Origin of the sequence: uncultured Sphingobacterium sp. (assembly GCF_964277905.1) — a bacterium.
GTDB lineage: Bacteria > Bacteroidota > Bacteroidia > Sphingobacteriales > Sphingobacteriaceae > Sphingobacterium > Sphingobacterium siyangense.
In genome coordinates this window covers 12,123-32,944 of the sequence record NZ_CAXYKD010000042.1, presented here as the reverse complement: position 1 = coordinate 32,944, position 20,822 = coordinate 12,123, and the positions used below count along the sequence as shown (strand labels likewise).

The following is a 20,822-nucleotide window of genomic DNA, read 5'->3' as shown; positions in this document are numbered from 1 at the left end:
ATTTTAAGTCCTGCGTGTCTACCAGTTCCACCACCTAGGCAGGTGAGCGAAAAACGAGATTCGAACTCGCGACCCCAACCTTGGCAAGGTTGTGCTCTACCAGCTGAGCTATTTTCGCATTGGAATTATTATTCTTTCAATCTGTCAGAACCTTGCGTTCTTCCTTTTTGGTGGTGCCAGCTGGATTCGAACCAGCGACACAAGGATTTTCAGTCCTTTGCTCTACCAACTGAGCTATGGCACCTTTTCAATTTAGCTGTCTGCCTTATTGATGATGCAAATATAGACGGATTATTTGAATTACGAAAGGTAAAAGCGCTTTTTTTTGCGTTTAAACGCCAACCTGCTGATTTTTAAGGAAAAAAAATAAGGGGCTATTCGTGTAGAATAGCCCCTTTATAGGATTACTGGTCGAGTTGATTAAGACAATTTACCAACTTCTAATACCAAGTCAACGATTTTGTTTGAATATCCCCATTCGTTGTCATACCAAGATACAACTTTAACGAAGTTATCATTCAATGAAATTCCTGCTTTTGCATCGAAGATTGATGTACGTGCATCACCTAAGAAATCTGAAGAAACAACTTCGTCTTCAGTATAACCTAAGATACCTTTCAATTCGCCTTCAGAAGCTTCTTTCATTGCAGTTTTGATTTCTTCATATGAAGCACCTTTGTTCAAACGTACTGTTAAGTCAACAACTGAAACGTCTGCTGTAGGAACGCGCAATGACATACCTGTCAATTTACCTTTCAATTCTGGAAGAACCAAACCTACTGCTTTAGCAGCACCTGTAGATGAAGGGATGATGTTTTGGTATGCACCACGACCACCTCTCCAGTCTTTTACTGAAGGACCGTCTACAGTTTTTTGTGTTGCAGTAACCGCGTGTACTGTTGTCATCAAACCTTCAACGATACCAAATTTATCGTTTAATACTTTAGCGATAGGCGCTAAACAGTTTGTTGTACATGAAGCGTTTGAAACGATGTGTTGATCAGCTTTCAATTCTTTGTGGTTTACACCCATTACGAAAGTAGGGGTGTCGTCTTTCGCTGGAGCAGACATCACTACTTTTTTAGCACCTGCATCGATGTGTTTTTGAGCCAAATCTTGAGTCAAGAAGAAACCTGTAGATTCGATGATTACTTCAGCACCTACTTCATTCCATTTCAAGTTTGCCGGATCTTTCTCAGCTGTAACACGGATCGTTTTTCCGTTAACAACCAAATTACCGTCTTTTACTTCTACAGAACCGTCAAATTTGCCATGTGTTGAATCATATTTCAACATATAAGCCATATAATCTGGTTCAACTAAGTCATTGATACCAACAATTTCAATTTCTGGACGATTGATAGCCGCTCTAAATGCTAAACGACCAATACGGCCAAATCCGTTAATTCCAATTTTCATATTCTTAATTTTTATTGATATAATATTTAATTAAATTATGTATCGGTTCTTTTACAACAGTACCAATACTAATATTAAATTCGTCTGTGGCAACTTCCCGAAGCAAGTGCTCATAATTAAACGCTACTGAACCCGTAAAGTTTACGTCACTGTCCGGATATTCTTTCATTAAGGGCTTGATGTAGGTTTTTATAAACGTACGAAGCCCATTTTTAACCAATTGACTAATGAATAGATGATCCTTATTTTCGAGGACAAAGTCGGTAAATGAATTCAGAAAATTTGTCGGTTGTGGGGAAATATACACCCTTTCCAAAATGGTTTTCTTATCAATGTTAAATTCTCTTTCCAGTTTGTCTCGCAGATCAACAGGTAAGGTATCCGTCATATAATGTTTGAGCAGCTGCTGGCTATTCCAGTTTGTCGCCCCTTCATCGGCCAGAATATAACCTAGACCATAGTTATTGTCAATGATTTTTTTCCCTGTATAATAAGCTGCATTTGATCCACTCCCAATGATGCCAATAATTCCTCTTTCGTCGCCGAAAGTGGAAATTGCCGAAGCAATGACATCATGATCAACCCGTACGCGCGCATTGACGAAAAAGCGTTCGAGGACGTTTTTTATTTTATCCTTACGTTCCTTCGACGAAGATCCCGCTCCAAAAAAATAGATCCGTCTGATTTTTTCGGCGTTGTTGATCAGGTTGGTGTTTTTATGCAAATGCTGTAGTATGGAGCGTTCATCTTGAAGATAAGGATTGATCCCGTTCATGCGGAACCCTGTAGTGATCCGCCCCTTGTCGGCCAATCTCCAGTCTGAAAATCGAGATCCACTATATACTACTGCTATCATGTCTGTTCAAATTACGATTATAAAATCTCAGCCATTTCCAATAAATCAGGGCTAAGTTTAATTTCCTTATTGCTGATTGCTTCTTCAATTGGAGTTGTCTTGATTTCATTACCACGAAGCCCAACAGTAACTCGTGTGTTTCCGGCCAATAATTCATTGACAGCAGCAAAGCCCAATCTACTCGCAAGCACGCGGTCGAAACTCGTTGGAGAACCACCTCGTTGCAAATGCCCTAATATACTAACTTTCGTGTCGTAATGATCAAACTTTTCTTTTACTTTTTTTGCGACATAATAAGCACCACCATTTTGGTCGCCCTCTGCAACAATAACAATAGACGACGATTTCTTTTTAATGGCACCGTCTTCTAAATGATGGATTAAATCGTCAATGGCCGTTTCTTTCTCTGGAAGTAAGATTGCTTCGGCTCCGCCAGCAATACCTGCATTCAACGCAATACAACCCGAATCCCGGCCCATTACTTCAACAAAGAAAAGACGTTCATGTGACGCCGCAGTATCTCTGATTTTATCAATAGCTTCAATGACTGTATTGTTGGCCGTATCGTAACCGATGGTATAATCAGAACCGTAAAGGTCGTTATCTATTGTACCGGGTATACCTATAATAGGTATCTCAAATTCTTTGGAGAAAAAATTAGCCCCTGTAAAGGTACCGTCACCACCAATAACCACCAATGCATCCACACCAGCAGCGATCAGGTTGTCATATCCTTTTCGACGGCCTTCCGGCGTCTTGAACTCCATGCAACGCGCTGTTTTTAATATCGTACCACCACGTTGTATAATATTGCTGACCGAACGCGTATCCATTTCTATGAAATTTGCATCGATCAGACCTTGGTATCCTTGATAAATACCCGTTACTTGCAATCCCTTATGTAATGCTGTTCGAACAACAGCACGAATACAGGCATTCATACCAGGAGCATCACCTCCCGACGTTAATACACCTATTTTTTTAATTTCTTTTATCACACGCTATATTTTAGGTTTTACGAATATAAGATTTTTATAGTGTATATTCTACACTTTGAATAAATTTTTCAATATTTTTTTGCGCATCACGTTTAGGAAGCGTATAATTGTTACAGATAACCCGATGATTAGTAACCGCTAAATTTAGCTCAGTATATTGCACATAAATAAATTTAGAAGTTTTGTATAGTAATTTTACCGTTGACTGTGTCATATTAGGCTTTCACGAAGGAGAATTAAAAGTTCTTTTGGCCGAAAGAAATGAATATCCTTTTAAGGATTGGTGGGCATTGCCAGGTTTTTTCGTGGATAATGACGAAGAGATGGAAGATGCCGTAAAACGAATTTTGTATGAGAATACAGGTTTGAAAGATGTATTTATGGATCAACTGCATTCCTTTGCCGGATTAAAACGGCATCCAAAGGGGCGCATTCTGACGGTGGCCTATTATGCCCTCGTACAGCTAGATAATACCAAATTGAAAACCAAACCTGTTACAAATTATATGAAACAGGCGAAGTGGTTCCCCGTTCGGAATGTACCTGAACTGGCATTTGACCATAAGCAGATTTTGGACCTCTGTCTGGAGCGATTGCAGCGGCGTCTTGCTTATAAGCCGATTGCTTTTGAGTTGCTGCCCGAAAAATTTACCCTCACCCAGTTACAGCTGGTGTATGAGGGAATCTTGAATAAACCACTCGATAAACGCAATTTTAGAAAGAAAATGCAAAATTATGGCTTTCTAAAAGAGCTCGACGAAGTGCAGACTGGAGTTGCTTATCGTGCAGCACGGCTCTATAAACTGGATAAACGAAAATTCTTAAAACATTTTCAGAACACGGTCGCATTCTAACAGATCTGTTCGTATAATAAAAGGCAAACTCGCGAGTTTGCCTTTTTTGTTGTCAGGTTAATATCAAAATTATTACAATTTCAAAATTTATTTTGCCCAACATGTTACTTTTTATATTTTTGAACAATTTTTGATAAAAGTCAGAAAGTAGAAAGGAGTTTTTTGAAGAATGGAAGATAGAAAAGATCAAATCATTCATGCGGCGATAAGACGCTTTATGCATTACGGTTTTAGTAAGACTACGATGAATGAAATTGCGGAGGATATAAAAATTACCAAAGCGAATTTGTACTACTATTATTCGGAAAAGAATGCACTTATACGGGATGTGATTGTGCGTTTGACGGATGAATATAGGGAAGAGGAGGAGGAGATGGTGGCTGTGCACGTGGGCACCACTTACGAGCTGATCATGAAAATACTGGAACTGCGCGACGCATTTGTCCGGAAATACTATATGTTGCACATGAACGAAAATCTGGAATGGATCAAGGGACTTTCCATGCAGGATTTTTTTCAATGTCTCCACAATCGTGATGTACAGGCGCTTTATGAAATTCTTCAAGTGGGCGCCCAAAAAGGAGAACTGAATGAAGAGCATCTTTATGAAACGGCCGAAATCTATGTGGAATTGATGAAGAGCTTATCCTTGATGTGCAATATTTCCGATATCATTTCGGGGATTCCAAATCAGGATCGTTTTGATGAAGTGCTGCAGAAACAAAAGCTTGCTACCAAGCTGTTTTTTAATGGTATAAATAAAAAGTAGATATAAAATTAGGATAAATAAATTAGGAATGAAAACAATCAGAATACTAGCCAGCCTTTTATTAGGTACGATGGTTTTCCAGAGTCATGCACAACAGCAATTGAGCTTAAGTGATGCAATTAAATTTGCATTGCAGAACAAGGCTGATGCGAAAAAGGCAGGTCTCGATGTCGTAAATGCCGAACATAAAATTGCGGAAGTTAAATCGGGTGCATTACCACAGGTCAATTTTAACGGTGGTATCACGTACAATCCAATGATCCAGAAGGTCGCTTTACCGGGAGAGCTTGTGGGCCAACCAGGAACCACAGTAATGGCTGCTTTTGGACAAAAATGGCAATCGACAAATTCGATAAGCTTAAACCAACAGCTTTTTAATCAAACTGTATTTACTGGATTGAAAGCTGCTAAGACAACACGCGAATTTTATGTGATCAACAAAACATTGACCGATGAGCAATTGATCGAAAAGGTGGCCAATAGTTATTATGATGTTTATCAATCCAAATTGCAGTTAAAAACGGTCGACAATAACTTGGAAAGTACCACCAAAACAAGGGATGTTATCGAGGGCTTGTTTAAAAATGGGTTAGCGAAGAAGATTGATTTGGACCGTACAAACGTTGCCGTGACGAATTTAAAAGCTTCTAGGCAACAGTTGATAAATGCCGTTGAGCTAAAGGAAAATGCGTTGAAATTTGTGATCGGTATGTCCATGTCGGAGCAGATTTCCATGCCGAGCTCTACGTTTGAAACGGTTGCTCTAGATGCTATATATGACCCGCTTGATGTTTCCAGTAGAACGGAAATCCAGGTGCTCACCAAACAAAATGAATTGCTTGAGTTGAACAAAAAAGCGGAAGCATCCAAATATTACCCAACTTTATCTTTGACAGCAAATTACGGTCGTCAGGGTTTGGGACCTGTTTTCCCAATATTTTCTAAAGCTGAAGGTGTAAATTGGTCCGGTTTTTCGGGTATCGGACTTAATCTGACCGTTCCTATTTTCAACGGATTCCTGACACGATCGAAAGTTCGTCAGGCGCAAATTGATATTGATAAGTTACAAGTGGATATTGCTGATACGAAACTGGCTTTAAGCATGGCTGCAGAAAATTCAAAGGTTCAGATCAAAAACTCCTTGCTGACGATTGAGTCGAATCGCAAAAATGTGGATTTGGCGAAATCGGTATTGGAAGATACAAACAACAACTATAAAAATGGTCTAGCGACATTGACTGATCTTTTGGATGCAGAAAACGCTTATGCAGATGCACAAAATAATTTAAACACTTCCTTGCTGGATTATAAAATTGCTGAAGTTCAGCTGATCAAAGCAAATGGAAAACTTAAATCACTAATTAAAGAATAATTGACTAATACAATATGAAACGCGGAATTATTACCTTACTTATTATTGCTGCTGGTTTAGCAGGAATATTTTTTGTGTTAAATAAGAATAAAAAGAAAAATGAGGCAGAAACTGCGGAAGTAGCCAAAAAAAATGTGGCTATTGCTGTGCGTATCGATACAGCAAAAGTATCTTCCATGGATTTACGCTATACTGCTAACGGAACATTTTCTCCGAAACAGGAAGTAACTGTTTCGGCTGAAACTGCCGGCCGGGTAGTGAAAGTATTGGTTGATGAGGGTTCTCATGTGAGTGCGGGACAGACTTTGGCAATCATCGAGGGTGATAAACTGAATGTGAACGTGGCGAATGCGCAAGCGGCTTATACCAATGCGCAGGCTGATCTGCACCGCTTTGAAAGTGCTTTTTCTACGGGAGGTGTAACCAAACAACAGTTAGATCAGGTGAAATTGCAATTTGAGAATGCGAAAAATAACTTAAAAGCTTCTAAATTAAATGCTGGCGATGTAACCATCAAAACGTCGGTATCGGGTATCATCAATTCACGTAAAATCGAACCGGGAACTTACCTGAATGTCGGTGCTGCGGCCTTCGATATTGTGAATGTTGCGACCTTGAAATTGCGTGTCAATGTAGACGAAAAGAATGTGGCGACCTTAAAGATCGGTCAATCTGTTGATGTGACAGCGAGTGTGTATGCAGACCAGCGCTTTAACGGTAAAGTAACTTTTATTGCACCTAAATCGGACGGTAGTTTAAATTTCCCGGTGGAAATCGAGGTAAATAATGCATCGAACCAATTGCGTGCCGGTATGTATGGTACGGCCATCTTCGGTGAAGGTGTTGCCAGCAATACATTGATCGTACCACGTAATGCTTTTGTGGGTAGTGTGAGCGACAACAAGATCTTTGTGCTGAAAAACGGTAAAGCAATCGAAACAAATGTCAAATCGGGTAGAAACTTTGGTGATTACATCGAGATCTTAGGTGGTTTGCAAAATGGCGATCAGGTGATTGTTTCGGGTCAGATCAATCTATTTGACCAAAGCCCTGTAGAGATTATTAAATAGAGCATACTGTAATCAGTAGCAGATGCAACTCCGGTTGCATGGCTATTAAAAATAAATTATTCGAATGAAAATTACCGAAATATCGATAAAACGCCCCAGTATAATTATCGTATTATTTATAATACTGACATTAGGCGGGTTGTTTTCTTATACGCGATTGGGCTATGAATTGGTCCCTAAATTTGAAATTAACGTCATTACGGTACAGACGGTCTATCCGGGAGCTTCACCTGCAGAGGTTGAGAGTTCGGTGACCAAAAAAATAGAGGATGCCATTTCATCCCTGGAAAGTATTAAAAAGGTGGAGTCGACTTCGTTGGAAGGGGTATCGATTGTCATGATCACCCTCAACAACGGTGCGGATGTCAACTTCCTGCTTACGGATGCTCAACGGAAAATCAACGCCGTGATCAACGATTTGCCGGATGATGTAAAGACACCTTCACTCTCCAAATTCTCCTTGGATGATGTGGCCATCATGAGTTTGGCTGTCACGTCCAATTTATCGGAAAAAGAACTCTATGATCTTTTGGATAATAAAATCCAGCCGGTCTTTGCGCGGATCAATGGTGTTGCAAAAGTAGACCTGATCGGTGGTGAGGAACGTGAAATTCAGATCTCTGTAGATCCGAAGAAAATTGAAGGTTATGGACTGACAATTTCTCAGGTACAGCAAATAGTAGCTGCATCCAATCTCGATTTCCCGACAGGTAACGTAAGTACCCGCGATAACCGGACAACCATCCGTCTTTCGGGTAAAGTAACTTCGATCGAGGAGCTGCGTAACCTCCCGATCACAACGCCGGCAGGGGTGCAGATCTATCTGCGCGATATCGCCGATGTACGGGATGGTATCAAAGAGATTGAAAAAGTGGCCCGCCTGGACCGTCAGAATACAATCTTATTGCAGGTCTTTAAACAGTCCGATGCAAATGCGGTAGCGGTGTCCGAAGCGGTCAAGAAAACGATCGCTGTACACGATAAAAGTGGAAAAGTAATTAGTGGTGTAGAGAAGGATTATGCGGTACAGAATATTAAAATTCTGGTGGCCAATGACTCTTCAGAATTTACATTGAATGCGGCTGATAACGTGATCCACGACTTAATGATTGCCATTGCCTTGGTGGGCTTTATCATGTTGTTCTTCTTGCAGAGTTTACGTAATGCGGCGATCACCATGGTGGCGATTCCTTTATCTTTGATTGCTACCTTTATTGGCTTGCTTTTGATGGGCTATACCCTGAACTTGATGTCTTTACTAGGTTTATCCCTGGTGGTAGGTATCCTCGTGGATGATGCGATCGTTGTTATCGAGAATATTCACCGTCACATGGAGATGGGTAAAAACAAGGTGCGCGCGGCATTTGATGGCGCTTCGGAAATTGGATTTACAGTAACGGCGATCACCTTGGTTATCGTGGTGGTGTTCCTACCGATCGCGATGTCTACGGGCTTGGTGGCCAATATCCTGGCACAATTCTGTGTGACTGTAATCATCTCGACTTTATTATCCTTATTGGTGTCATTTACGGTAGTGCCTTGGTTATACTCGCGTTTCGGTAAATTGGAGCACTTGAGCAAAACTTCTTTCTTTGGCCGTATTATTCATGGTTTTGAAAGCGGTTTGAACAGCTTTACACATTGGGTTGCAGGATTGTTAGTTTGGGCCTTAAGAACCTGGAAAACCAAGGTGGCAACTTTATTTTTAGCAATCGGTTTACTTTTTGCATCATTTATCCTGATCGCTAAAGGTTATATCGGTTCGGACTTCTTCCCGAGTATCGACCGTAAGGAGTTTTTCATCCAGTTGGAACTCGATAAAGACGCTTCCCTGGAGAAGACCAACTTATTGACGCAGAAAGCGGAGGCTTATATTAAATCGAAACCCGATGTCAAAGAAATTATTACGACAGTGGGGCAGTCTTCGGACGGTATGGCTTCGACAACGGGTTCGCGTTACAAATCGGAGATCCACGTGATCCTCGACAAAGAAAATTTTGAAGGCAACTCACAGGTGTATTCAGCGACGCTGAAGCGTGAATTGGAAAATAAACTGATCGGTGCAAAAATCAAAACCGTCAATGTGGGTATCATGGGAGCGGAGCAGGCACCATTGAAGCTGACCATTATCGGTGCTTCTGTCGAAGATGCACAGGAATTTGCAGAGAAGGCGGCAGATCAATTGCGCAAGATCCCTGGAGCAGCGGGTGTCAAATTAACTTCTGAAGCGGGTAATCCCGAGATCAATGTGAAGATCGACCGTGATAAAATGACCTCTTTGGGACTGAATGTCTCTACTGTGGGTATGACGATGCAAACGGCATTTTCAGGAAACACGGATAACAAATACAGAGCCGGCGATAATGAGTATGATATCAATATCCGCTATGCGGAAAATGGTCGTGCCAATATCGACAACGTGCGTGATCTGAAATTTATCAATAATCAGGGTGCTTCTATTTCTTTGGATCAATTTGCCAATGTTACTTATGGTTCGGGACCTACTTTGTTGGAACGTCGCGACAAGTCGCCGGCAGTATCCATTCAGGGACAGGCGATCGGTAGACCAATGGGTACCGTAGCGCAAGAGTGGCAGGCACAGTTTGAAAAACTGCCGCGTAAACCGGGAATCGTCTTTATCTGGGGTGGTAACATGGAAAACCAAACCGAAGGTTTTGGCACTTTGGGAATTGCCTTATTGGCATCTATTATCCTAGTATATTTGGTAATGGTTGCGTTATACGATAGTTTTATCACACCATTTGTGGTTTTGTTCTCGATTCCATTGTCGTTTATCGGAGCCCTGTTATTCTTAGCTTTGGGAAATCAGACCTTGAATATCTTTACGATTTTGGGTATCATCATGTTGATTGGTCTAGTGGCCAAGAATGCGATCATGCTGGTTGATTTTGCCAACCATCGTAAGGAAGCTGGCGATAACACGCACGATGCATTGGTGGCAGCCAATCATGCACGTCTTCGTCCGATTTTGATGACGACAATTGCCATGGTATTTGGTATGATTCCTATTGCAATCGCCACTGGAGACGGTGCCGATATGAATAGAGGTCTTGCGATTGTTATCATTGGTGGTTTGTTATCTTCTTTATTTTTAACCCTGGTTGTTGTACCAGTGGTGTACTCCATTTTTGACAGTCTTCAACGTCGTTTTGGCAAGAAGGAAAAAACAAATTATGAAGCCTTGATGAAGGAAGATTATGACCATGTAGATGTGGCAGAACACTAAAAAATAATACATTTTACAATAGAAAAAGGCGGCTAATGTTTCATTAGCCGCCTTTTTTGTATTAATTTTAGGTTAATCAATCGATTGCGTAGATATTTTTTATTACATTGCGGCGCATTAACAAAATATACACTTAAAATTGAGACATACATGTGTGGAATTGTAGGATACACAGGTTATCGTCAGGCGTACGGTATCGTCATTGACGGATTACAAAAGTTAGAATACCGTGGTTATGATAGTGCTGGAGTGGCATTGCATAAAGGTGAGCAGATCGATGTTTACAAAAAAACAGGTAAAGTCGCAAACTTGGAAGAGTTTGTATACGACAAAGATCTACAGTCGACTACAGGGATAGGCCACACCCGTTGGGCTACCCATGGCGAACCTTCTGATCGGAATGCACATCCGCATTATTCCAATAGCGGGCATATTGCGATGATTCATAATGGCATCATTGAAAACTATGCTTCCTTAAAATCAGAATTAATCAATAAAGGTTATACATTTAAAAGTGATACCGATACAGAGGTTCTGGTCAACTTTATCGAAGAGATCCAATTGCAGAATGAATGCTCTTTAGAAGAAGCGATTCGTATTGCTTTGAAACGGGTCGTAGGGGCCTATGTGATCCTTGTATTGGAGGCTGGCCATCCGGATCGTATTATTGCAGCGCGTAAAGGAAGTCCTTTGGTGATTGGTATCGGTAAAAATGAACATTTTTTGGGTTCAGATGCTTCCCCGATGCTAGCATACACCAAAGAAGTCGTTTATATCAATGACTACGAACTGGCCATTATCACTCCGGAGGAGTTGATCCTTAAAAATCTGGGTAATGAGCGCATCACGCCTTATGTCCAAAAATTGGATCTGGAGTTGTCGGCTATTGAAAAAGGTGGCTTTGATCACTTTATGTTGAAAGAGATCTTCGAGCAACCGCAAACGATCTTTGACTCTATGCGTGGACGTCTGGATCTGCAATCCCATCAGATTACATTGAGTGGCATTGAAAAATTTGCGAATGAGATCAGCAATACCAATCGCATTGTGATTGTTGCCTGTGGTACGAGCTGGCATGCCGGACTTATTGCAGAATATGTTATTGAGGAATTATGCCGTATTAATGTTGAAGTTGAATATGCATCGGAATTCCGCTACCGTAATCCGGTTATTCATCCGGGGGATGTTATCTTGGCGATTTCCCAAAGTGGTGAAACGGCTGATACATTGGTTGCATTGGAAAATGCGAAAAAACAAGGCGCTATCATATTGGGTGTTGTCAATGTTGTTGGCTCTTCTATCGCACGACTTTCGGATGCAGGTGCCTATACACATGCTGGACCTGAAATCGGTGTGGCGAGTACAAAAGCATTTACGGCGCAATTGACTGTATTGAACCTGATTGCCTTAAAGATTGCTTCGTTGAGGGGCTCGATCAGCGAAGAACGTTATCAAAAACTTGCACAGGAATTAAATGAGGTGCCTGAAAAGGTCGAGTGGATTTTGGATACGCAGGTTGATAAAATCAAAGCCATTGCGAAAAAGTATAAAGATGCCCGAGATTTTCTTTTCTTGGGTAGGGGGTATAATTTTCCCGTTGCCCTGGAAGGTGCGCTTAAACTCAAGGAAATTTCCTATATCCATGCCGAAGGTTATCCTGCAGCAGAAATGAAACATGGACCTATCGCATTGGTTGACGAGAACTTGCCGGTTGTTTTTATCGCTACAAAAGATGCTTATCACGAGAAGATTGTTTCAAATATTCAGGAGATCAAAGCGCGTAAAGGAAAGATTATATCGGTGGTTACCAAAGGCGATGCTGTTTCAGAAAATCTATCGGATGATTTTATGGAAATTCCGGAGGCCGATGAGATCATTGCTCCATTGATTTCGGTTGTACCATTGCAACTGCTATCGTATTATATTGGTGTAGAGCTAGGCTTGGATGTGGACAAACCACGTAACCTGGCGAAGTCGGTAACTGTAGAGTAAGGAGGCCGATGAGTGTATTGAAGAAGAAACCTTTGGAACAGCTGGGATATGGATTTATCCCAGATGAGTTTATTCCAACAGGACAAGACGAATATACCCTGCGCTTTCAGCAAAACCCGCGTAATGACTACCGTGATCTGACGGAAACAGAGGTTCAACAGTTGATTAACAATGGAAACTGGTCCAGCGACTGGTCTAAGGTCAAAGTATCGGCAGTCTTTGATCCGAATCAGGTTCAGCACTGTAAGTTTTATGGCCTGGTTCGCATCGGCAATTTGAGTCCGAGTTACCTGGATTATCGCAATTTGCAGCTGCCCATTGGCCTGTATCATTCGACGATCATCAGTTCGGACTTTGGTGACGATGTTGCTGTCCATCATGTGGGCTACTTGTCCTACTTTATTGTTGGTAATGAAGTGCTGTTGAGCCAGATCAAGGAAATGGAGACCGGCAGTACCGCCAAATTTGGTAATGGTATTCTCCGTGATGGTGAAGAGTCAGAAAAACGGATCGCGCTGGAACTCTGCAACGAAAATGGTGCCCGTTCGGTTTACCCTTTTGACGGCATGCAGGCTGCAGATGTATACCTTTGGACCCGCAATCGACATGATCATGCTTTACAGCAGCGATTTGGAGAACTGACTGATCAGAAATTTGGAAGTCAACGGGGCTATTACAGCCAGATTGGTGATCGTTGCGTCATCAAAAATACGTTAACGATCAAGAATGTCAAGATCGGGACTGATGCTTATATCAAAGGGGTCAGCAAACTGAAAAATGTTACCGTCAATTCCTCGCAGGAATCGTATACACAGATCGGTGAAGGCTGTGAGCTTGTTAATGGGATTATTGGCTATGGCTGTCGTATATTTTACGGCGTTAAAGCTGTACGTTTTATCCTGGCATCCTATTCCCAGTTGAAATATGGCGCGCGTCTGATCAACTCTTATTTGGGCGATAACTCGACAATTTCCTGTTGTGAAGTGTTAAATTCCTTGATTTTTCCAGCACATGAACAGCACCATAACAACTCGTTTTTATGTGCGGCATTGGTGATGGGCCAAAGTAATATGGCTGCTGGAGCAACCGTAGGATCCAATCACAACTCCAGAGCTGCGGATGGTGAAATTATTGCGGGACGTGGTTTTTGGCCTGGGCTCTGTGTGAGCCTAAAACATAACTCCAGATTTGCGTCGTATTGCCTTATTGTAAAAGGGGATTTTTTGCATGAACTGGATATCAAGTTGCCTTTTACCTTAGTGAGCAATGACGTACAACATGATCAACTGGTCTTGATTCCGGGGTATTGGTTTATGTACAATATGTATGCTTTGGTACGGAATGCCAATAAGTATGCGGCGCGGGACAATCGACATTTCAAAAACCAATATTTTGAATACGATATGTTGGCACCGGATACGGTGAATGAAATGTTTGAAGGGATGGATATGCTGGCCTTGGCCGTGGCAGATAGTCTCCACACTGCAGTTGGGAAGGATAAGCACGAACGTATTGTTGCGGGCCGGGCACTGCTTGCCAACAACATGGACCTAAAAGATCAGACAATTGTGCTGCAAGGAGCCGAAAATTCACGCAGACCGACTGTTATTCAGAAGGTTGGCGAGGCTTATCATTTATATCGTTCGTTTATTAAATACTATGGTGTACTGCACCTGATGGATGCGCTCGAGGAAGGCCTGTCACTGCAGGATATTATTGGAGCCTTATCGGGTAGATCGCGTACGAGCTGGGAAAATATAGGTGGACAGCTGATCGAAAGCAATGCCCTGCAAACTTTCCTAGATGACGTCAAATCAAAAAAAATAGATTCATGGGATGGTATTCATGAATTCTATCACGATAAAAGTAAAGCATACCCCTTAGATAAACGTGAACATGCACTCTTGTCTTTAATAGAAATCTTAAATTTGGAAGGTATGGTTTTATCAACAGATAAAATTGTATCTTTGTTGGATCAGGCGCTTGGACACCGGATCTGGATTGGTGAACAGATTTATAAATCCCGTGCCAAAGACTACAAAAATCAGTTCAAAAACATGGTTTATGCCAATGATGAAGAGCGTGATATTGTGGTAGGAAAACTGGAGGAAAATTCTTTTATCAATCAACAACAAAAAGAATTAGAGATATTTAAGATAAGGGTTGCTAATTTGAAAGGGCAATTTTAAAAGAAAGGCTTCCGCTCGGAAGCCTTTTCTTTTTTTGTGAACCACGTATTAACGGTCTTGACAGTTGGTAATGTCCCCAAAGTGGTTTTGTATATTCTTTTTCTGCGATAGCTAGAAGCGGTCAAACTTTGATTTCTTCCTGCGCTGTGAAGCGCACATCGCAGATCCCTAGTCGTTGATCTTATCAAGTGGTTTGCGTTTATTGTCTTTGATCTGCTTAAAGTGGCTTGGCGTCAATCCGGTTACTTTTTTGAATTGATTGCTTAAATAAGCAACACTGGAGTAATTGAGTTTATAGGCAATTTCACTCAAGGTAAGTTCATCGTAAACCAATAACTCTTTGACATATTCAATTTTCTGGCCGATGAAGTATTTTTCGATGGTTATGCCTTCAACATCCGAAAAAAGATTGGAGATGTAGTTGTAATCATGGTGCACTTTCGTGCTGATGATTTCGGAAAGATTAAGGGTGGTGTCGTTATGTTGATTACGGATAAGATCCAATACGACATGTTTTACCTGTTCAATGATGACAGTTCTTTTATCGTCAATCAATTCAAAACCAAGTGCCGAAAAATTTGAAGCGAGTTGCTTGCTCTCTGCTTTGGTCAGCTCTTCTTCAATCTCAACCTGGCCCAAAGAAATATGCTTAACATGGAGATTGAGCTTAGCCAGTTCATTTTCAACAACCATAATGCATCTATTGCATACCATATTCTTTATTGCAAGTTTCATATATAAATTATTACTGATTTAAGTCTGCATCCAATGGTATCCATGAATGCTTCGCATGTTGTCTTTTAGAGGTCCTATGGAATATCCTGTTGATTTTATGCACGTGTATTTAATTCTTGGATGCTGTGATGTGGTCATCGGTATTTGTGTTTATCACATTGGATATTCCATCGGAATTATTTTAAATACAAGTTACTAATGTAAGCTCAAAAATCGATAATTTATTAGACATGGGGTTGTAATATTTAAGGTTTATCTTGTAGTATTTTGAAAACGGGGTATAGGGTAAAATAGGGGGAACGGCTAAGCGGCCAGCGGATGAGTGTAATGGGCGGGCCATTCGGCGCTTTAGCCTTGAGGTCGTTAGGGATATGTTTCGGTCAAGAGTTATTTTAGTTAAGTCTTTATTTCAGTTAGGGTTTTATTTCAATAACTGTACCTATCGGAACAGCATCAAAAAGTTCGTCAATCTCTGCGTTTGTAAGTGCCATACAACCGAAAGTCCAGTCCATGTGGCGCTGCAATTTACCGATAAAGCCTAGTCCGTTTCGAAGTCCGTGGATCTTGATGTCGCCACCGGCATCTTTTCCTAAACTTTTGGCATGGGCAATATCCTGTTCATTTGGGTAGGAGACCCCCAGGTTTTTGTGATAGCTGCTATATTGATTTTTATCGTTGATCGTGTAAAGCCCTTCGGGTGTTTTTAAATCGCCTTCAAATTCTTTGGCGCCCACAGGTTGGCCGCCCAATGAAATACGGTAAGATTTTAGGAGTTTTCCCTTACTATAGGCCAATAGTGTTCTTTTTGATTTATAGACGATAAGCTTGTCTACCTTGGCATGCTGATCCAACGTTGGTTCTGGATAAAGATTATAGCCTAACAGGCCCAGGCAAAGTAAGATGACGAGGCTGATTACTGTTTTTAAAACTATTCGACGATTTCTTGGTCGCTTCATCTTGGAGATTGTTAGCTAATGGATAAAATGTTTAGACCGAGTGCCTAACCTAAGTTAGCCACTCGGTCTACTCATGTATTTTGATGCTGCCGTCTAGAATTCGCGGTCAACATCTTTGTCGCCACGTCCCGAGAGGTTCACAATAGCGACTTTGTTTTTGTCTTTTAGCAATTTCACCGCAAGGGCAACAGCATGTGATGATTCAATGGCCGGAATAATACCTTCCAGTCGGGAAAGTAGCTTGTAGGCTTCAATCGCTTCAGCATCTGTCACGGGGTGATAGTTTGCACGATTGCTATCTTTTAGCTGGGCATGTTGTGGCGATATCCCTGGGTAATCAAGGCCTGCAGACACCGAGGTTGACGGGATCGGGTTGCCCTCATCATCGACCAAACAGTACGAAAAGGTTCCCTGGAATACGGTTGGTTTGCCAAAAGAAAGTGTCGCAGCTGTTTTTGGATAAGTTCCGGTTCCACCGCCTTCGCCACCATGAATTTCGACCTCATGATCATCGAGAAAACCCGAAAATAAGCCAATAGCGTTTGACCCGCCACCTACACAGGCGAAGATGCTGTCCGGAAGGCGCCCTTCCTGATCAAGTATCTGCTGGCGTGCTTCCTTACCGATAACGCTTTGAAAATAGCCGACCATTTTTGGATAGGGGTGCGGGCCGACGTGCGATCCCAGTAGATAATAAGATGTTGGATTTTCAACGTAATACATCAAGGCCGCATCGACGGCATCCTTCAATGTACGGCTACCCAAGTTGGTCGTTACAACTTCGGCGCCCAACAATTCCATGCGTTTGACGTTCAGGGCCTGGCGTGCAGCGTCGATTTCGCCCATAAATACTTTACAGGGGATGTTTAACAATGCTGCCGCTGTTGCAGTTGCAACACCATGTTGACCGGCGCCAGTTTCGGCAATGATCTCTGTTGCTCCCATCTGTTTGGCCAGAAGAATTTGACCGATACAGTTGTTTATCTTATGGGAACCCGTATGGTTGAGATCTTCCCGCTTTAAATAGATTTTGGAGCCAATATACTCGCTTAAATTCTTAGCGTAGTATAAAGGTGAGGGGCGACCGACATAATGTTTTAAGATCGCAATAAACTCTTTCTGAAATTCTTCTTTTTGGACATGGCTATCGAAAAAAGCAGCCAGTTTATTTAATTGCTCTTCCAGTACCGGAGGAATATAAGATCCGCCGTACGCTCCATATTGACCATTGTATTGAAGCATCTTTTCGTTTGCTTCGACAGATGCTGCTTGTGTTAGACTCATTTTAGGCTTAAGTTTCTTGTTGTAAAAGGATATATTATTTATTGAAGCCTAATATAGTAATCTTTGCAGGTATTGGAAAAAAAAACAAGGCATCTTTTCTAGAAAAGATGCCTGTTAAATCGTGTATTTGCAAATAAGGACATATTGCGCCCTGTTTTAAGCTTTGGTTTTCCGGAAGATAAAGTAGAAACCCACCAGGATAAAAGGTATACTCAATAATTGGCCCATGTTTAAAGCCATACTTTGCTCGAAGGCTTCCTGATCAATTTTAAAATGTTCCAAGACCATACGTGCGCCAAATAATAAGACCATGAATATGCCAAATAATTGACCTTTTTGGCGATTGGGATTCGATTTGAATAGGGAACCGATGATAATAAAGATCAAAATATAGGCGATTGCTTCATAAAGCTGTCCCGGGTGGCGCGGTATATTGTCGACACGTTCAAACACGATAGCCCAAGGTAAATCTGTAGGCGTACCAATTATTTCAGAATTGAAGAAGTTTCCGATACGGATAAGTGCACCGGCAATAGGGACTACGACAACCAATCGATCCGCTAGCCATAGAAAGTCGGTTTTTGTTTTTCTGCAGAATAAATATAACGCGAGGATAATGCCGATGGCGCCGCCGTGAGAAGCCAAACCTGCAAAGCCGGTGATATGAAATCCTGTTTTATCCCATTTAAATGGAAGGAAGATTTCAAGTATATGATCTTTGTAATAGTCAAAATCGTAAAATAGGCAGTGTCCTAATCGAGCTCCGATCAAAGTGCCCAGGAAAATATAAATTGAAAGCTGATCCAGCTGTTCTTGTGTGCGGCCTTCCTTTTTGAATATACGTAGCATGATCACGTATGAAACAAAAAACGCTAATAACCAGCATAAGGCATAATAGCGAAGGGCAAAGGCGCCAAAGTTGAACATTTCCGGGTCAATATTCCAATGTATTGCACTTAATATTGAATTCATAAATTTTATAGCTGTTTAAATTACTTTGGAGTAAAGATAAGCTTTAATCTCATTTTTTATTCCTACAATTTGTTTTTAAATATAATATCATTGGGCTGCGAACTTAATTGATTCATCGTGAATGAAATATTGTCTTTTGCTGATCCTTTTTACTAAAATAAGGGGCTATGATCTAAAATAAATTGTGCAAACAATATTTCAAAAAACATTTTTACTTTTGCATTTCATTGAAATTTTCATATTTTGACGAAAGTAAATAGAAAAGGAAAAGATGGCAGAAAAAAACAAGAAAAAAGAGCCGAAGCACAACGCGGTTGTGACTAAAGATTCGCTTTCATTTTTTGAAAAATATATCAATAATGCTTCTCCTACAGGATTTGAGTGGGAAGGACAGCGACTGTGGTTGGATTATTTGAAGCCTTATGTCGATGATACATTCGTTGACAACTACGGTACAGCTGTAGGGGTAATCAATCCAAAAGCGGAGTACAAGGTCGTTATAGAGGCTCATGCGGATGAGATTTCTTGGTTTGTCAATTACATTACAAAAGATGGACTGATCTATGTGATTCGTAACGGTGGTTCAGATCACCAGATTGCACCGTCTAAGCGCGTGAATATCCATACGGAAAAGGGCATTGTCAAAGCTGTATTTGGCTGGCCGGCAATTCATACACGTTCGGGAGAGAAAGAAGAAAATCCTTCGCTGAAAAATATCTTTTTGGACTGCGGCTGTAGTACCAAAGAAGAGGTTGAAGCCCTGGGTATACATGTGGGTTGTGTTATTACCTACGAAGATACATTCTCTATCCTCAACGACCGTTATTATGTTGGGCGGGCTATGGACAATCGTGCCGGTGGTTTTATGATCGCTGAGGTTGCTCGTTTGCTAAAAGAGAATAAAAAGAAATTGCCATTTGGATTATATATCGTAAATTCGGTGCAGGAAGAGATTGGTTTACGTGGCGCCGAAATGATTGCAGATCGTATCAAACCGAATGTCGCTATCGTAACCGATGTGACACATGATACACAAACTCCGATGATCAATAAGATTACGCAGGGAGATCTGTTTTCAGGAAAAGGTCCTGTATTGTCTTATGCTCCAGCGGTTCAGATCAATCTGAATAAACTGCTGGTTCAGGTTGCTGAAAAGAATAATATTCCTTTCCAGCGTCAGGCTTCCTCTCGTTTTACAGGAACTGATACGGATGCTTTTGCCTATAGCAATGGTGGTGTACCGTCGGCATTGATTTCCTTACCGCTCCGATATATGCACACAACAGTGGAGATGGTACATAAAGAAGATGTTGACAACGTGATCAGATTGATCTACGAGACATTATTGAATATTGAGAACGGACAAGACTTTAGAACATTTACAAAGTAGAATTTAAGAATATATTAACTTATCATTAGAATTATTATGGAAAATAACCAAAATCAAAACGAATTGAGCATTGAGTTGACAGAAGAAGTAGCAGAAGGAACCTACTCAAATCTTGCGATTATCACTCACTCTAATACTGAATTTGTGGTTGACTTTATCCGTGTGATGCCAGGAGTGCCAAAAGCAAAAGTGAAATCAAGAATCGTTTTGACTCCAGAGCATGCAAAACGCTTGTTAGGTGCATTGGTTGATAACGTGAACCGTTTCGAAGCATTAAATGGCCCAATTAAAATGGACTTAGGTGTTGCTGAACAACCTCAACAAGGTGGCGATCCTACAGTTGCATTCCCTTTTGGAACGCCACAAGGTCAAGCATAGTTGAGAGCAGCTATCATTGAGATATCAGAAGCGCCAATTGAACATTGGCGCTTTTTTTTTGCTTTATTTTTAGTAAAGTCTTTCCGATGCTCCGATTCGGTTCATGTATGAAAAAGACGATTGTCCTAACTGCCTGTTAAGATATAAGATCATCAACATCTATATTAGAATTGAAACATCTGTATACTCAGGTAGTAACTATTAACATTTTTTAATCAATGTTTAGACAGTAATAAGTCAGTGTATATTCAGTGTACACTGAGCAAGCACTGAACGAGCACTGAACAATCACTGAGTAAGCACTGTCTAAAATATGAAATTAGGTGCCATCTGGTGTTCGC

16 protein-coding genes and 2 tRNA genes are annotated in these 20,822 nt (G+C 41.1%); 9 read left to right on the top strand and 9 right to left on the bottom strand.

Features of this window, described 5'->3' with window-relative positions:
• Positions 1–45: 45 nt before the first annotated feature.
• The 5 genes from ACHWSC_RS18435 to pfkA all read right to left on the bottom strand — a co-directional run bounded on the left by ACHWSC_RS18435 (position 46) and on the right by pfkA (position 3,270).
• Positions 46–118 (bottom strand) — tRNA-Gly (locus ACHWSC_RS18435).
• A gap of 50 nt (positions 119–168) precedes the next feature.
• Positions 169–244: transfer RNA gene (locus ACHWSC_RS18430), tRNA-Phe, on the bottom strand.
• A 176-nt stretch (positions 245–420) separates the two neighbouring features.
• Entirely contained in the window at positions 421–1,419 is a 999-nt protein-coding gene (gene gap, locus ACHWSC_RS18425; RefSeq protein WP_394677728.1) for a type I glyceraldehyde-3-phosphate dehydrogenase, read from the bottom strand.
• A 4-nt stretch (positions 1,420–1,423) separates the two neighbouring features.
• Positions 1,424–2,275, bottom strand: a complete 852-nt coding sequence (locus ACHWSC_RS18420) for a hypothetical protein (RefSeq protein ID WP_075992907.1) — start codon at positions 2,273–2,275, stop codon at positions 1,424–1,426.
• 17 nt (positions 2,276–2,292) lie between these two features.
• Complete coding sequence (gene pfkA / locus ACHWSC_RS18415; protein WP_394677731.1) at positions 2,293–3,270, bottom strand: 6-phosphofructokinase; 978 nt, start codon at positions 3,268–3,270, stop codon at positions 2,293–2,295.
• A gap of 185 nt (positions 3,271–3,455) precedes the next feature.
• Here pfkA and ACHWSC_RS18410 point away from each other — a divergent pair, with 185 nt between their 5' ends.
• The 7 genes from ACHWSC_RS18410 to ACHWSC_RS18380 all read left to right on the top strand — a co-directional run bounded on the left by ACHWSC_RS18410 (position 3,456) and on the right by ACHWSC_RS18380 (position 14,766).
• A complete protein-coding gene (locus tag ACHWSC_RS18410; protein WP_075992906.1) occupies positions 3,456–4,127 on the top strand; it encodes an NUDIX domain-containing protein in 672 nt (223 codons plus the stop codon).
• 169 nt (positions 4,128–4,296) lie between these two features.
• Complete coding sequence (locus ACHWSC_RS18405) at positions 4,297–4,896, top strand: TetR/AcrR family transcriptional regulator (protein ID WP_394677727.1); 600 nt, start codon at positions 4,297–4,299, stop codon at positions 4,894–4,896.
• Positions 4,897–4,924: 28 nt separating this feature from the next.
• Complete coding sequence (locus ACHWSC_RS18400; protein ID WP_394677726.1) at positions 4,925–6,268, top strand: TolC family protein; 1,344 nt, start codon at positions 4,925–4,927, stop codon at positions 6,266–6,268.
• A 14-nt stretch (positions 6,269–6,282) separates the two neighbouring features.
• Complete coding sequence (locus ACHWSC_RS18395; protein ID WP_201668162.1) at positions 6,283–7,338, top strand: efflux RND transporter periplasmic adaptor subunit; 1,056 nt, start codon at positions 6,283–6,285, stop codon at positions 7,336–7,338.
• A 64-nt stretch (positions 7,339–7,402) separates the two neighbouring features.
• Positions 7,403–10,585: an efflux RND transporter permease subunit gene (locus tag ACHWSC_RS18390; protein ID WP_394677725.1), complete on the top strand. Its 3,183-nt coding sequence runs from the start codon at positions 7,403–7,405 to the stop codon at positions 10,583–10,585.
• Between the two features lie 150 nt (positions 10,586–10,735).
• Complete coding sequence (gene glmS / locus ACHWSC_RS18385) at positions 10,736–12,577, top strand: glutamine--fructose-6-phosphate transaminase (isomerizing) (RefSeq protein WP_159332959.1); 1,842 nt, start codon at positions 10,736–10,738, stop codon at positions 12,575–12,577.
• A gap of 8 nt (positions 12,578–12,585) precedes the next feature.
• On the top strand, positions 12,586–14,766 hold the full coding sequence (locus ACHWSC_RS18380; protein ID WP_394677724.1) for a DUF4954 family protein: 2,181 nt from the start codon (positions 12,586–12,588) through the stop codon (positions 14,764–14,766).
• Between the two features lie 168 nt (positions 14,767–14,934).
• Here the strand turns inward: ACHWSC_RS18380 and ACHWSC_RS18375 are convergent, their stop codons facing one another.
• The 4 genes from ACHWSC_RS18375 to lgt all read right to left on the bottom strand — a co-directional run bounded on the left by ACHWSC_RS18375 (position 14,935) and on the right by lgt (position 18,713).
• Positions 14,935–15,501 carry an AraC family transcriptional regulator gene (locus tag ACHWSC_RS18375; RefSeq protein ID WP_120334066.1) on the bottom strand — a complete coding sequence of 189 codons (567 nt, stop codon included), beginning with the start codon at positions 15,499–15,501 and terminating at the stop codon, positions 14,935–14,937.
• 413 nt (positions 15,502–15,914) lie between these two features.
• The gene (locus tag ACHWSC_RS18370) at positions 15,915–16,457 is read right to left on the bottom strand and encodes a murein L,D-transpeptidase family protein (RefSeq protein WP_394677723.1); all 543 of its coding nucleotides are present in this window, start codon (positions 16,455–16,457) and stop codon (positions 15,915–15,917) included.
• Positions 16,458–16,550: 93 nt separating this feature from the next.
• The gene (gene trpB / locus ACHWSC_RS18365; protein ID WP_394677722.1) at positions 16,551–17,741 is read right to left on the bottom strand and encodes a tryptophan synthase subunit beta; all 1,191 of its coding nucleotides are present in this window, start codon (positions 17,739–17,741) and stop codon (positions 16,551–16,553) included.
• Between the two features lie 156 nt (positions 17,742–17,897).
• Positions 17,898–18,713, bottom strand: coding sequence for a prolipoprotein diacylglyceryl transferase (lgt, locus tag ACHWSC_RS18360; protein ID WP_205397901.1), 816 nt, complete (start codon positions 18,711–18,713; stop codon positions 17,898–17,900).
• Positions 18,714–18,984: 271 nt separating this feature from the next.
• Between lgt and ACHWSC_RS18355 the strand changes: the two genes are divergently transcribed.
• Both ACHWSC_RS18355 and ACHWSC_RS18350 read left to right on the top strand, forming a co-directional pair.
• Positions 18,985–20,103, top strand: coding sequence for a M42 family metallopeptidase (locus ACHWSC_RS18355; protein ID WP_394677721.1), 1,119 nt, complete (start codon positions 18,985–18,987; stop codon positions 20,101–20,103).
• A 36-nt stretch (positions 20,104–20,139) separates the two neighbouring features.
• On the top strand, positions 20,140–20,481 hold the full coding sequence (locus ACHWSC_RS18350; RefSeq protein ID WP_046672455.1) for a DUF3467 domain-containing protein: 342 nt from the start codon (positions 20,140–20,142) through the stop codon (positions 20,479–20,481).
• Positions 20,482–20,822: the final 341 nt, after the last annotated feature.

Bases quoted from the DNA above. Each gene is read 5' to 3' on its own strand.
- glmS (WP_159332959.1), top strand. From the start codon at position 10,736: ATGTGTGGAATTGTAGGATACACAGGTTATCGTCAGGCGTACGGTATC.
- ACHWSC_RS18400 (WP_394677726.1), top strand. From the start codon at position 4,925: ATGAAAACAATCAGAATACTAGCCAGCCTTTTATTAGGTACGATGGTT.
- ACHWSC_RS18405 (WP_394677727.1), top strand. From the start codon at position 4,297: ATGGAAGATAGAAAAGATCAAATCATTCATGCGGCGATAAGACGCTTT.
- ACHWSC_RS18350 (WP_046672455.1), top strand. From the start codon at position 20,140: ATGGAAAATAACCAAAATCAAAACGAATTGAGCATTGAGTTGACAGAA.
- trpB (WP_394677722.1), bottom strand. From the start codon at position 17,741: ATGAGTCTAACACAAGCAGCATCTGTCGAAGCAAACGAAAAGATGCTT.
- gap (WP_394677728.1), bottom strand. From the start codon at position 1,419: ATGAAAATTGGAATTAACGGATTTGGCCGTATTGGTCGTTTAGCATTT.
- ACHWSC_RS18380 (WP_394677724.1), top strand. From the start codon at position 12,586: ATGAGTGTATTGAAGAAGAAACCTTTGGAACAGCTGGGATATGGATTT.
- ACHWSC_RS18420 (WP_075992907.1), bottom strand. From the start codon at position 2,275: ATGATAGCAGTAGTATATAGTGGATCTCGATTTTCAGACTGGAGATTG.
- ACHWSC_RS18375 (WP_120334066.1), bottom strand. From the start codon at position 15,501: ATGAAACTTGCAATAAAGAATATGGTATGCAATAGATGCATTATGGTT.
- ACHWSC_RS18390 (WP_394677725.1), top strand. From the start codon at position 7,403: ATGAAAATTACCGAAATATCGATAAAACGCCCCAGTATAATTATCGTA.
- lgt (WP_205397901.1), bottom strand. From the start codon at position 18,713: ATGAATTCAATATTAAGTGCAATACATTGGAATATTGACCCGGAAATG.
- ACHWSC_RS18355 (WP_394677721.1), top strand. From the start codon at position 18,985: ATGGCAGAAAAAAACAAGAAAAAAGAGCCGAAGCACAACGCGGTTGTG.
- ACHWSC_RS18370 (WP_394677723.1), bottom strand. From the start codon at position 16,457: ATGAAGCGACCAAGAAATCGTCGAATAGTTTTAAAAACAGTAATCAGC.
- ACHWSC_RS18395 (WP_201668162.1), top strand. From the start codon at position 6,283: ATGAAACGCGGAATTATTACCTTACTTATTATTGCTGCTGGTTTAGCA.